We start from the raw sequence: 13,327 nt of genomic DNA, 5'->3' as shown, positions 1-13,327 counted from the left end.
AAGGTACAACCCAGCTGCCTGCCCTGCTACTGCAGCCCGGCACCTAGGGCTTACTCTAAGAAGATACTCACGTGCGGCCGCACCGCTACCAACATGGAGCGGCCAGCCAAGTTGGGGCTGAAGGCGGCTTCCTCTTCGCCTAAACCTAGGCGGCTTACCAGCACGCAGTCGGGAAACTCGAGGTATTCGCCGCGCTTGTCGTTGTTATAACGCACAGTGCCCCGCACGGCCACGCGTAAATCGAGCATAATGGCATTGGCGGCCGGGTGCGTCAGGGTTACATCGACTACGCCGGTGGCCGGCCAGAGCGAGATGAGCAGCACCAAACCTTGCTTCTCCACGCGGTACTGCACGCCGGCGCCGTCGTCGTACTCCGTGGGTATCACCTCCAGACCCTGCAACAGGTCGAGCTCATCCCACTGCAGCTGACGAATGAGCGGCATAGCTAGAAGCGCGTTTTGTTGATGAGCACCTGCGTGGGCTGCAGCTCGGCCTTGGGTGCCAATGGGCGAATGCGCAGCATAGCGCGCTCGGCATCGAGGCGGGTGGTGTAGTCGCCGATAAACAGCCGGTAAATGGGTTGCTTAAACGTGACGTAATCCGTCTCGTCGGGGTAGCGGCTGATAACCGAGCGGCGAATAGCCATGGCTTGGTCGCGCTCCAGCCCCACGTAAGCCAAAATGCGCCAACCGCTGGTGTATTTCACGTTCTGGTTGGTGTAGGCTTGGTCGCGCAGGCGCTGGTCTATTTGCACGTTTACGTGGTTGGCAGGCGCTACGTAGGCTTTGGCACCTAGGGCTTTAGGTGCGGGCGGCGGCGTAAACTTAGGGCGGTACTTGCTTAGGTCCTCAGCCGGCGCAGCTTTGCCCTTGCCTTTGGTGGCAGAACCCACAGCCGTTGCCGATGTAGTACGCGAAGAATCGGGAGCGGAAGTGGTGGCGGCCGGCCCCGAAGCGGCACAGCTAACCAGCGCAAACAAAGCGGTAATCGAAAGCACGTTAGTAAGCAGACGTTTCATGGGCGGAGTTGTCGTCCTGAGGAGGGGTGAGCAAGGCCACACCGGCGGAGGCACCTAGGCGGTCGGCACCGGCCAGCACCAGCGCCACGGCTTGCGCATGCGTGCGGATACCGCCGGCAGCCTTAATACGGATGTTGCTCGGCAGTTGGTCGCGCATCAGGCGTACATCCTCTACCGAGGCCCCGCGGCTGGCAAAGCCCGTCGAGGTTTTCACAAAATCCGCACCAGCCGTTGCGCACAAGTCGCAAGCCCGCCGAATTTCCTCACTCGACAACACCGCCGTTTCAATAATCACCTTCAGAATGGCTTGGTGGCTGTGGCACAGCTCGGCCAGTGCCCGGATATCGTGCTGCGCGGCTGCCTCCTCGCCCGATTTTAGCGCCGCTGCGTTCATCACCATATCCAGCTCAATAGCACCCATGGCCAAAGCCTCGTTAGCCTCAGCCACCTTAATGGCAGTGGTGCTGTAACCCAAAGGAAACCCGATAACCGTACACACAGCCACGCTGGAGCCCAGCAATGCCTCGGCCGCAACCGGCACAAAGTACGGCGGTACGCACACGCTGGCGAAGCCATGCTCGCGGGCTTCGGCGCACAGCTTTTGGATTTGCTCGTGCGTGCAGTCCTGCCTCAGCAAGGTATGGTCGATGCGGGCAGCTAATTGATCGGAGGTCAGCATGGCGCAAAGGTAACGAAGCTGGTACAGTAGGCTCTTGGGCCTTGCTGTCTGCTCCAAACAAAACCGCCCTGACCTAGGGCCGGGGCGGTTGTACGGGGCTTGTGTTAGCCAGCGTATTAATCGATGATAACCGCGCGGTTGTTCAGCACGTCTTCTTCCACGCTCTTGAACTTCACGTCGCGCACGATGCGGCCGTCCATGTACTGCACGCTCACTTTGTCGTTGCGGTTGGCAACCTTCTGCGAGCGTACGGGCTGCTGCTTTTCGAGCGGCTCCAGGCCTAGGTCGTGGGCCTGGTCCAGGTCCTCGGGGCCTGCACCCAACGACGACGTCGACACTTCCTTCTCGGCCTTCAGGCGAGGCTGCGGCGCACGCGGTGCCGCCACCGCTTCCTCAAACATGATTTCCGGCTCGGCCGTAGCGCTTACCTGCGTCGCCGGAATATCGGCGTGGAACAGGAAGGTTACGGTGTCCTCGTTCACCTTGCTGATCATGCGCTTGAACAGCTCGAACGATTCGAACTTGTACACCAACAGGGGGTCTTTCTGCTCGTACACGGCGTTCTGTACCACCTGCTTCAGGTCGTCCATCTGGCGCAGGTGCTGCGTCCAGGCGTCGTCGATCAGCGACAGCACCACCACTTTCTCCATGGCGCGCATCAACTCCTGGCCGTTGCTGGCCTGCGCCTTACGCAGGTTAGCTACAGCCGTTACTTGCTTGCGCTGATCGGAGAACGGCACGGCAATGTTCTCGAACGGAGCGTTCTGCTCGATCAGGTCGTTGATGAGCGGCAGCGCCGACTCGCCAATCACCTCGTTCTTCGAGTGGTAGTAACCTAGGGCCTCCTCGTAGAGGCGCTGCGTGAGCTGCGCCGGCTGCTGAGCAGCAAACTCGGCGGCAGTAATGTGCGTGTCGTAGCCGAATACGCGGATAATGGCCAATTGGAAGTCGGCGTAGTCGCCCGATATCTTATGACCAGCCACGATGTCTTCCGATACGTCGTAGACCATGTTCCACACGTCGAGCTCCAAACGCTCACCGAACAACGCGTTGCGGCGGCGGCGGTATACTACCTCGCGCTGGGCGTTCATCACATCGTCGTACTCGAGTAGGCGCTTCCGAATGCCGAAGTTGTTTTCCTCAACCTTCTTCTGCGCGCGCTCAATCGACGAGGTAATCATCGAGTGCTGAATCACCTCGCCCTCTTCCAGACCCATGCGGTCCATGAGGCGGGCAATGCGGTCCGAGCCGAACAGGCGCATCAGGTTGTCTTCGAGCGAAACAAAGAACTGCGACGTACCCGGGTCGCCTTGGCGGCCCGCACGACCACGCAGCTGGCGGTCGACGCGGCGAGACTCGTGGCGCTCCGTACCAATAATGGCCAGACCACCTGACTCCTTCGAGGTTTCTTTCAGCTTAATGTCGGTACCACGGCCGGCCATGTTGGTGGCGATGGTAACGGTACCGGGATAACCGGCGTTGGCTACAATCTCGGCTTCGCGCTGGTTCTGCTTCGCGTTCAGCACCTGGTGCGGAATCTTGCGCAGCTTCAGCAAGCGGCTGATGATTTCGGAGTTCTCAACCGAAGTAGTACCCACCAGCACCGGGCGGCCGGCTTTCACCAGCTCCTGGATTTCCTCGGCCACGGCGTTGTACTTCTCGCGCGTGGTTTTGTAAACCTTGTCGTGCTGGTCTTTGCGGGCAATGCCGCGATTGGTGGGGATTACCACCACGTCGAGCTTGTAGATCTGCCAGAATTCGCCGGCTTCCGTTTCGGCCGTACCCGTCATGCCACCCAGCTTGTGGTACATGCGGAAGTAGTTCTGCAGCGTTACGGTGGCGTAGGTCTGCGTGGCGTCTTCAATGCGCACGTTTTCCTTCGCCTCAATAGCTTGGTGCAGGCCATCGGAGTAGCGGCGGCCTTCCATTACGCGGCCGGTCTGCTCGTCTACAATCTTCACCTTGTGGTCTTCCGTCACGATGTACTGGTCATCGCGCTCGAACAAGGTGTAGGCTTTCAGCAGCTGGTTTACGGTGTGGATGCGTTCCGACTTCTCCTGATAGTCCTGCATCAGGTGTTCTTTCTGGTGCAGGCGCTCGTCGGCGCTTATGGCCTTGTTGTTCTCAATCTGCGCCAGCTCGGTGCCGATGTCGGGCATGATAAAGAAGTGCGGGTCTTCGCCCTGACCGGTAATCAGGTCGATGCCGCGCTCCGTCAGCTCAATCTGGTTGTTCTTCTCATCAATGGTGAAGAACAGCGGCTTGTCGGCCTGCGGCATCTGGCGCGAGTTGTCCTGCAGGTAGTAGTTCTCCACCTTTTGCAGAATGGCGCGGTTGCCGGTTTCCGACAAGAACTTGATGAGCGGCTTGCTCTTGGGCAGGCCCCGGAAAGCGCGGAACAGCGCTAGGCCGCCCTCCCCTTCTTTGGCGCCGTCATTGCCTTCTTTGATCAGGCGCTTGGCATCGAGCAAGTACTGCTGCACCAGCTTGCGCTGCTCATCTACAAGGCGCTGGATGCGCGGCTTCAGCACCAGAAACTCGTGCACGTCGCCCTTGGGCACCGGGCCCGAAATGATGAGCGGCGTACGGGCGTCGTCGATCAGTACGGAGTCAACTTCGTCGACGATGGCGAAGTGGTGCTTGCGCTGCACCAGCTCCTCCGGGTCGCGCGCCATGTTGTCGCGCAGGTAGTCGAAGCCGAATTCGTTGTTGGTGCCGTAGGTAATATCGGCAGCGTAGGCGCGGCGGCGGGCATCGGTGTTGGGCTGGTGCTTGTCGATGCAGTCCACGGTAATGCCGTGAAACTCGAACAGCGGCGCATTCCACTCCGAATCGCGCTTGGCCAGGTAGTCGTTTACGGTTACTAGGTGCACGCCGCGCTTCGACAGCGCGTTGAGGAACGCCGGTAAGGTCGAAACAAGCGTTTTGCCTTCACCGGTGGCCATTTCCGCAATCTTGCCTTGGTGCAGCACTACGCCACCAATCAGCTGTACGTCGTAGTGCACCATGTCCCACACCACCTCGGCGCCGGCAGCCATCCAGCGGTTGGCCCATACGGCTTTGCCATCGGGGGTAATGGTTACGTTCGGCGCCCGACGGGCATATTCACGGTCCTTGTCGTTGGCGGTTACCACCAGCTGGCCGTTTTCCTTATAACGGCGCGCGGTTTCCTTAACAATAGCAAAAGCCTGTGGTAGCACTTCCAGCAGTACTTCTTCCAGCTGCGTGTTGCGCTGCTTTTCCAACGCATCGATTTGCTCGAATACGTTTTCTTTTTGCTGAATATCGAGGTTAGGCTCGTCGGCGATACGCTGGTGCAGGGCGGCAATCTGATCGTCGATATTCTTCAAATATTCGCTGATGCGGGCCCGTACCTGGTCTGTCTGGCCGCGCAGCTCGTCATCGGAGATGCCTGCCAGTTTGGCGTACTCGGCGTTGATGGTCGCCACGTAAGGGATAATGCCTTTTAAGTCTCGCTCCGACTTGGTGCCGAAGACTTTCGTGACGGCCTTCCCGATAAAATCGAACATGCTGGGTAGAAGAATTTGCTGAAAACGCCAAGGGCGCACCTCAAAAATAAGCGGTTTGATGGAAAAGCCTTAACCGCATCTAGAAGCGCCCTAGAAATGACAAACCCCGCAGCCTCAAAAAGAGTGCGGGGTTTGTTCAGAACGTTAAGATGTCAGGTAGCGGCGCCAACGGTCGGCGGCTACGTCAGACCAAGGACTAGCTAGGCACTTTGGTGCCCTTGTCGGAACACCCGGCCGAGAGCAGGCCAAAGTCGTGGCTGGGCTGGTGCCCAATGTCGAGCAGGTATTGGTGCAATGAGGCTTCTAGTGGGGGCAAGAGTATTCCTTGTTCGCTGCTCAGCACGCTTTGCAACGGCCGAGCTGCGCGCAAATTGAAAGAACCCATCGGCCGGCCTACCACGAAATCGGAACTGTAGCCCGCCTGCTCGGCGGCCATGCAAGCAAGTTCGGCCCAAGTGCACGACCCCTGGTTGGCCAGGTGCCAAATGCCACGCTCCTCATCAATAAGCAAATCGAGTGCGTTATTGACGAGGCACGGCACATAAGTGGGCGCAATTTGTACATCGTTGGCAGCCTCGAAGGCCGTACCCTCACGGGCTGAGCGTAGCACAAAGTGTACGAAGTTGTACTCATCCCAAGGGCCAAAAAAGGCGCTGGTACGCACTACCAAAGCATCTTTCATGCGCTTAAGCACTTCGCGCTCGGCGCGCTGCTTGCTTTGCCCATACACATTAAGCGGTCGGGCCTTGTCGCTTTCCACGTACGGGTCGCTCTTGTAGCCGTCGAACACCAGATCGGAGGAAAACGTGAGCAGTTGCACGCCGTGGGCCGAGCAAACCGTGGCCAGCATGGCCGGACCAGTACTGTTTTCGCGGAAGCAGCGCTCGGCATCTGTTTCGGCGTCGTCGACGCGCACGTAGCCGGCCGTGTTGATTACCGCCCAAGGGTTGTATTGCTCTAGTGCCTGCTCAATGCTTCCTAGGTCGGCAATGTCGAGCTCTTGCCGGGTAAGCGCTACGGCGTCGATGCCTCGAATCTGGCACACACGAGCGAATGCCTTGCCTAGGGTACCGTTAGCTCCGGTGATAAGCAGGGGCTGGCGTGGCTGCGATGCCGGAGTGAATAGCTGACGACTCATAGCTCAAACAATCAGTGAAGTGCGGTAAACGAAACGATCTGCGCGTTGCCACCAACCGGGGTTGGCCAGCAACGGGTGTGTGTAGCGGCCCGAGCGGGCGAGGCTTTGCACCATTTTAAACAAAGCAGTAGGCCGAGGTTGGCCGCTGCGCACGTCGAACACGCCGCTTTCGTAGCTACCGCCGCGGCGGGTAAGCAGGCTGTCCCAATCGAAAGCACCTAGGAGCGACCAAACCGTAACGGCCCGAATGTTGGCCCCCTCCTGCCGTAAAGCATTGGCCTCGTCCCAGGCTTGCAGCAGCCAGCGCAGCTGCTCTTCGCGCGTGCAGCCCAAGTGCGATTCGGTAACGGCAATGGGTAACTGGTACCGCTCCCACGCTTCGCGAAGCAGTTGCTTGATGCCGGCCATTTGCAAAGGCAGTACCCGTACGGCTTCTATGTCGGCGTATTCGTCGTGGTGGTTGCGGCTGTAGCAGCGCTCGGGATAATGATGCCGCTCGTTGTCGAGAAACCGCTCGCTCGTAACGTAGTAATTAATGCCCAAAATATCGGGCGGCAGCGGGTTGGCTACCAGATCGAGCAGTTCGGCTTCGGGGGCACCGTTGTCGCGCAAGAAGCGCCACATGTAATGGTTGGCATCAATGCGTCCGCACAACAGATCGAAGGTGAGCCAGCGGCGGTTGTTTTCAAACTCCGCTTGGTAAGCCATTTGGCCGGTGCTGTGTACCTTCCCTAGGTCTTCGGTTTGCACCAACTTGGCCTTTGGGTTCACCTCCCGGATGGCCAGCATAGCGGCGCGCGTACCCAACACCTCGTTCAGCAACATACGCACAAACACGCGGTCGTCGGTGCTGTGGGGGTACCACAGCCCATACAAGCCGCTGAAGCGGGCCGTGGTAAGCGGTTCGTTTACAGGAGTGTAGTGGTTTACCCAAGGATAGCGCTCGGCTACCATGCGGGCGTAGCGGGCCAGGCCGGCCACAAAATTATCGGCGTGCAGCGCCGTGTACCGGGGGCCGCTGCCGTGGTGTACCAACCCCACAATGGGGTCGATGCCTAGGTCGCGCAGGCGGGGTAGGCGCTCATCAGCCCACTGCCAATCGGGCGCGTCGAGGCTGTCGGGAGCCACCGACTCCCAGAGCACGGGGTAGCGCAACTTGCGTATCCCCAGTTCGGCGAAAAGATCCAAATCGGAGAGGCGGGCGCGGTGCCCGCTCATCTCCAACTGGTCGTAGTACTCGTCGCCGACGCGGTTGACGGTGCATTCCACACCGCCCCACAGTTCAACAGTTGCCATGCAGTAGGTGTAAAAAGCGCGACGTGTAGCAGCACGGCAACTGAAGCTACACGTCGGCGCAAATGGGTGAGTAGGTTAGGCCTTTTTCTTGTCCGGGTCGCGGGGCAAGAGCTTTTCCATCAGTGAAACCGAACCGGTAATGGCGGGTTTGGCTGGTTTTGCCGTGCCTTTTTCTTCTTTTTCTTTTTCGGTGAGCTTCTTGTATACCGTTAGGGCCTGGGCTACTACTTGGTCCATGTTGTAGTACTTGTAGGTAGCCAGGCGGCCTACGAAATGCACGTTGGGCGTTTCGTCGGCGAGCTTCTTGTACTTGTTGTACAGCTCGGCGTTTTCGGGCTTCGGAATCGGGTAGTACGGGTCGCCTTCAGCGCGTGGAAATTCGTACACGATGCTGGTTTTGGGGTGCTGCTGGCCCGTAAGCGCCTTAAACTCGGTGATGCGCGTGTAGAGGTGCTCGTTAGGATAGTTTACTACCGGAGCCTCCAGGTGCCATTCCTTGTTCAGGGTTTCGTGCTTGAACTCGAGCGAGCGGTACGGCAACTTGCCGAATTTGAAATCGAAGTACTCATCTACCGGACCCGTGAAGATCATTTCCTTGAAGGGAATGACGTTGATGATGTCGTGGTAGTCGGTGTTGAGCATGATCTTGATGTTCGGGTGATCGAGCATCTTCTCGAACATCTTGGTGTAGCCGTGCAGCGGCATGGCTTGGTAGGTATCGGTAAAGTAGCGACGGTCGCGGTTGGTGCGGGTGGGCACACGCGAGGTCACCGACTTGTCCAACTCCGAGGGGTCGAGGCCCCACTGCTTGCGGGTGTAGTTGCGGAAAAACTTTTCGTACAGTTCGCGGCCAACTTTGCTTACCACCACATCTTCGGAGGTGCGGATTACCGGCACTTCTTCGGCCTGCGACTCGAAAAACGCATCCACCTCGAAGCTGGTCATGTTGGTACCATACAGCTTGTTGATGGTATCGAGGTTGATCGGAATCGGCACGTGTTGGCCGTCCACCGAGGCCAGCACCCAGTGCTCGTAGGGGCGCCAATCGGTGAAGTTGGAGAGGTACTCGAATACCTCCTTGGAGTTGGTGTGGAAGATGTGCGGACCGTACTTGTGTACCAGCACGCCCTCTTCGTTGTAGTGGTCGTAGGCGTTGCCACCAATGTGGTTACGCTTATCGATGATCAGGACTTTTTTATTGGACCGGGTAGCGAGGCGCTCGGCCAGCACGCTGCCGGCGAAACCGGCTCCTACGATCAGATAATCAAACATAGCTCAGAAGGTGCAGGTGGTGAATTGGTTGAGAAGAAGGATGAATGAACCGTTCGCGTGAACCGTGTACGGGAAATGTTAGCGGGCGGCTACGCGCCGTAGTTCGGCCTGCATCAGGTTCACCATCTGCTGCCAGGTTTGGTCCCACGAAATCGTGGCCAGGTAATCATCTACGCGCTGCAGCCAAGCAGCGTCGTCTACTTCGTCCAGAGCCATTTCGATGGCCTTGCCGAATTTGGGGGCATCGGCGGCGATGTGCACCAGACCAAGTTCGCCGTAGGGGCGCACTACGTCGCGGATCGGAGTGCTCACCACGGGTTTGCCCGCAGCGAGGTATTCAGGAGTTTTAGTAGGCGAAATGAATTTGGTGCTCTCGTTGTCGGCGAAGAGCAAGGTGGCTACGTCCCAACCTTTGAGGTAGGTGGGCAGCTCTTTGTAATCCTTGCTGCCTAGGTAGTGAATGTTAGCGCCTTGCGGCAGCACGCTTGCATCGATCTTCACTACCGGACCGATGACGATAAACTGCCACTCGGGGTGCGCAGCGGCTAGCTCGCGCAGCAACTCAATATCAAGGCGCTCATCTACCACCCCGAAGAAACCTACCCGCGGGTGGGCAATACCGGCTTGGTCGGCGGGTTCGGCGAGGTCGGGATTGCGGGCCTGGCCAAAATGAGCTTTGTCGATGCTGCTCGGGAAAGCGTGCGCGCTGTGGTGCTGCTTGGTTTTGGCCTCGTACAAGCTCTGGCCGCCGGTAAATACCAGCTGCGCTTTCTTAAACAGTTCCTGCTCGCGGCTACGCAGCTCGGGGTGCGCGCCTTTGAAGTTCGCCAGCTCATCCATGCAGTCGTATATGGTGAGGGCGGGCTTCAGCTGGCGCGACTTAGCCAGGAACATGGGCGAGTAGTACCAGGCAATAAAATCTTTGATGTTTTCCTTTTCGAAGTACTCCGTCAGAATGCGGGCCTGCACTTCGTCGGCAGCGGCATCAACGCAGTTGCCGGGCAGGTGCACCACAACCACTTTCAGGCGGCCTTCTTCGCGGTCTTTGATTTCGAGCCAAGGCTCCATCTGGTGGTCTTCCCAGTGGGTGCAGGGCTCTTCCACGTAAAACACCCGCGTGTGCTTAGCAAAACGCGAAAGCAGGTGCTGAGGCCGTTGCCAAACAAAATCCCAGTGCAAGTGGGCAAAACACACCAAATCGGGTAGTTGGTTGGTATCGGCGCTCTGGTTGGTAGTAGTGGCTATGTCAGTCGATTGGGCAACGTTAGTGTTAACAACGGATTCGGTAGCAGAAGACGACCCGAGGGCCGTGGCATCGAGTAAGGACATGCGAAAGAGCGTCAAAAGTGTTTTGGCGATACGGCGTGGTGGGAAGTCAAGTGGCTCGGTGAGAACACGACCCGCTCACCAAGCACGGCATAAGAGCATACGCAAGCCGACTCAAAAAGGATGCTACCTGGAGCAACTTGCACTCTGCTACTACACCTAGGGGCAACAAAAAAGCGGGCCTATTGGCCCGCTAATAATCGCTGCATTTCCACGGCATCTTGCCACCCTTCGGCATCGGCAAGCCATTGATAACGAACGCCAACCCGCCGAAATTCAGCCGCCTTAAACAACCGCAAGCTGGCTTTGTTGGTAGCCGCCACAGTGCAGTACACTTGGTGCAAGTGCAAGGTGTGGCGGGCGTATTTCAGTAGTAGTTGCAAGGCTTCTGCGGCATAGCCTTGGCGGCGGTGCGTATTTGCCACCATTATGCCCACCGCTGCGCGCCGATGGTGCGGATCGAAGTTGAATAAATCGACGGTGCCAACAGCTTCTTTGTTTGCGTTAGTACAAATGACCAAGCGCATTTGCCGCACTTCGTAAAAGTCGGCAGCGGCATTATCCAAATACTGCCGCAGGTTGTGGCGCGAAATGGGCGTGAGCGTGTCGCTGGCAAGGCCCCACACGCTCGCGTCGTTTTCTATTTCGTAGAGAAATCCTATGTCGTTGGCTTCGAGGGCCCGTAAGTAGACCGTTTCGGAGCGCAGCATCGGTTATAGTGCAATATCGCCCTCGAATACAAACTCGGCTGGGCCGTTGAGGTACACGTTGGTAAAGGTGCCATCGGCGTGCAACTCAAACGACACCGATAAATCGCCGCCGATGGTGCGCAGCGGCACCGGGCTCACGGCGCCACGGCGGGCAGCAGCCAAGGCCACGGCCGTTACGCCGGTGCCGCACGAATACGTTTCGTCCTCAACGCCGCGCTCGTAGGTGCGCACTTGCCACGGTTGTCCGTCAATTACGGGGGCTTCTACGAAGTTGACGTTGGTACCGCCTCGCTCCCGAAATGCATCGCCGAAGCGCACGGCGCGGCCCTCGGCGTACACGTTGTATTCGGCCAGTGTGCTGGTGGGCAGAAAGCGTACGATGTGCGGCGAACCGGTATTCAGAAACACGCCGTCGGGGGTGTCCTGCTGACCGGCCACATCAATCATGCGCAGGCGCACAATGCCGTTGGCATCGATGCTGGCTTCATGCGGGCCATCGGCCGCCAGGAAGTGGGCTTTGTCCTGAATGACCCCTAAGCGGTGCGCAAAGGCAACGGTGCAACGGCCGCCGTTGCCGCACATCGAGCCCACGTACCCATCGGAGTTGTAGTACACCATCTCGAAATCGTAGTCGGATAGGGTGCGCAGCAGAATGAGGCCATCGGCCCCGATGCCGCGGCGCCGGTCGCAGAGGCGACGTACCAAGGCGTTGTCGGCGGCCGGAAAAATGCGCTGCCGGTCGTCGATCATCACGAAATCGTTGCCGGTGCCTTGGTATTTGTGAAAACGCATGTTGAAAGCAGAAGTAAATCAGAGAAGCTTGCGGAGCAAGGCAATTTGGCCCGCGTGGTACAAGTAGTGCTGCGCGGTGCCGTGCAACAATACGTAAATCGAAACGCCCGAACCATCGGCCCGGTCGCGCGCCGTACCAAGCACTTGCCCTAGGTCAGCATCGTGCAGGGTTTGGGCCTGGGCCACTAACCGCTCGTGCGCTAGGCAAAGTTCGCGGTTTGCTTGTTGCCATGCGGCCTCGGTGGGTATAGCTGGCGCAGCGGGCCAATCGGCTGCTACGGGCGGCACATTCTGGCGCTGCTCAATGCGCTGATGCACCGTATCGGCCCACGTGGTGAGGTGCAGCACCAACTCCCAAATGCTGTGCGCGTGCGGCAACGGATGCATGGCCGCTTGGGTAGCCGAAACACCTAGCAAAGTAGCCTGCAGCGACGGGCCCGACCACGCGTCGCCGCCGAAGGCGAGTTGGAGTTGATCGATGATGCGGTGGACTTCGCTCATGGAGTGCACGTACAGGTTGCTGTTCCGCTGCGCACCGGCTTGTTATCAGGAAGCGTACCTTTGCCGGCCCGCTTGCGGGGTATATCAAAGGTAGCGCATGTACTCATTCCTGACCACCAGTCCCTGGCCCGATTACGAGCTGATTGACAGCGGCAACTTTCAAAAGCTGGAGCGCTTTGGGCGCTACGTGCTGAGCCGCCCCGAGCCCCAGGCCGTGTGGGACCCGCACCTGCCCGCCAGCGAATGGCAGCGCGCCCACGCTACTTTTACCCGCGAGAAAGGCGCCAACGCCGCTACCGAACGCGGCTCTTGGAAGCTGAAGCCCGGCATGGCCGAGCAATGGGTAATCAGCTACGAGCGCCCCGATGGCCTGAAGCTGCGTTTCCGCCTAGGGCTGTCGTCGTTTAAGCACGTGGGCCTGTTTCCGGAGCAAGACCCAAACTGGCAGTTCATTTACGAGCAAACCCAGAAGCGCCGCGCCGCCAAGCCGCGAGTGCTGAATATGTTTGCTTACACCGGCGCGGCTACCTTGGCCGCCCGCGCCGCCGGCGCCGACGTAACGCACCTCGACTCGGTGAAGCAGGTAAACTTTTGGGCCCGCGACAACATGGAAGCCTCTAACCTCGATGGTGTGCGGTGGCTGGTAGAAGATGCCTTTAAGTATGTGCAGCGCGAGGTGAAGCGTGGCAACAAATACCAAGGTCTGATCCTCGATCCGCCCGCTTACGGCCGCGGACCGAACGGCGAAAAGTGGCAGCTCGAAGACCAATTGAACGAGATGCTGAAGCTGTGCCGCGAGCTGCTCGACCCCGAGGACCACTTCTACGTCATCAACCTTTACTCCATCGGTTTTTCGGCGTTGATCCTGGATAACCTCATGGACACGATTTACGCGCCTTTCGGCAAGCAGCGCGAAATCGGCGAGATATACCTGCAAGACCAAGGCCTGCGTAAGCTGCCCCTAGGTACTTTCTGCCGCTTTGCCAACTAGAAGGCCCCGCGTAGCAAGTTGAACCTACAACCTGCTGCTTGCTGCCTATAGTTGCTTGCCTTCGTTCGTTCGTA

Annotated in this window: 12 protein-coding genes; 1 reads left to right on the top strand and 11 read right to left on the bottom strand. The window is 58.6% G+C overall.

The features are described from left to right. Positions 1 to 50: 50 nt before the first annotated feature. From ASU33_RS18020 to ASU33_RS17975, 11 genes are all read right to left on the bottom strand, one after another. Positions 51 to 443 (bottom strand): hypothetical protein, encoded by a 393-nt coding sequence (locus ASU33_RS18020; protein ID WP_059072211.1) that lies wholly within the window; start codon positions 441 to 443, stop codon positions 51 to 53. A gap of 2 nt (positions 444 to 445) precedes the next feature. Then, a complete protein-coding gene (locus ASU33_RS18015) occupies positions 446 to 1,018 on the bottom strand; it encodes a sporulation protein (RefSeq protein WP_149867291.1) in 573 nt (190 codons plus the stop codon). After that, positions 999 to 1,697, bottom strand: coding sequence for a deoxyribose-phosphate aldolase (gene deoC, locus ASU33_RS18010; protein ID WP_173664845.1), 699 nt, complete (start codon positions 1,695 to 1,697; stop codon positions 999 to 1,001). Before deoC ends, ASU33_RS18015 begins: the two co-directional genes overlap by 20 nt. Before the next feature lie 116 nt (positions 1,698 to 1,813). After that, positions 1,814 to 5,227: a preprotein translocase subunit SecA gene (secA, locus tag ASU33_RS18005; protein ID WP_059072209.1), complete on the bottom strand. Its 3,414-nt coding sequence runs from the start codon at positions 5,225 to 5,227 to the stop codon at positions 1,814 to 1,816. 196 nt (positions 5,228 to 5,423) lie between these two features. Next, a complete protein-coding gene (locus tag ASU33_RS21690) occupies positions 5,424 to 6,365 on the bottom strand; it encodes an SDR family oxidoreductase (RefSeq protein WP_216818576.1) in 942 nt (313 codons plus the stop codon). A gap of 3 nt (positions 6,366 to 6,368) precedes the next feature. Next, on the bottom strand, positions 6,369 to 7,661 hold the full coding sequence (locus ASU33_RS21685; RefSeq protein WP_216818575.1) for a family 1 glycosylhydrolase: 1,293 nt from the start codon (positions 7,659 to 7,661) through the stop codon (positions 6,369 to 6,371). A 75-nt stretch (positions 7,662 to 7,736) separates the two neighbouring features. After that, complete coding sequence (glf, locus tag ASU33_RS17995) at positions 7,737 to 8,933, bottom strand: UDP-galactopyranose mutase (protein ID WP_059072208.1); 1,197 nt, start codon at positions 8,931 to 8,933, stop codon at positions 7,737 to 7,739. Positions 8,934 to 9,011: 78 nt separating this feature from the next. After that, positions 9,012 to 10,262 (bottom strand): glycosyltransferase family 1 protein, encoded by a 1,251-nt coding sequence (locus tag ASU33_RS17990; RefSeq protein WP_078063324.1) that lies wholly within the window; start codon positions 10,260 to 10,262, stop codon positions 9,012 to 9,014. Positions 10,263 to 10,441: 179 nt separating this feature from the next. Further along, complete coding sequence (locus ASU33_RS17985) at positions 10,442 to 10,969, bottom strand: GNAT family N-acetyltransferase (protein ID WP_059072207.1); 528 nt, start codon at positions 10,967 to 10,969, stop codon at positions 10,442 to 10,444. 3 nt (positions 10,970 to 10,972) lie between these two features. Next, a complete protein-coding gene (gene dapF / locus ASU33_RS17980; protein ID WP_059072206.1) occupies positions 10,973 to 11,761 on the bottom strand; it encodes a diaminopimelate epimerase in 789 nt (262 codons plus the stop codon). An 18-nt stretch (positions 11,762 to 11,779) separates the two neighbouring features. After that, positions 11,780 to 12,262, bottom strand: coding sequence for a DinB family protein (locus tag ASU33_RS17975; protein ID WP_059072205.1), 483 nt, complete (start codon positions 12,260 to 12,262; stop codon positions 11,780 to 11,782). A 97-nt stretch (positions 12,263 to 12,359) separates the two neighbouring features. Between ASU33_RS17975 and ASU33_RS17970 the strand changes: the two genes are divergently transcribed. Then, positions 12,360 to 13,253, top strand: coding sequence for a class I SAM-dependent methyltransferase (locus tag ASU33_RS17970; protein WP_059072204.1), 894 nt, complete (start codon positions 12,360 to 12,362; stop codon positions 13,251 to 13,253). The last annotated feature ends 74 nt before the right edge of the window (positions 13,254 to 13,327 follow it).

This window comes from Solirubrum puertoriconensis, assembly GCF_001483135.1.
GTDB classification, from domain to species: Bacteria; Bacteroidota; Bacteroidia; order Cytophagales; family Hymenobacteraceae; genus Solirubrum; species Solirubrum puertoriconensis.
This window is presented reverse-complemented; position numbering and strand designations above follow the sequence as displayed.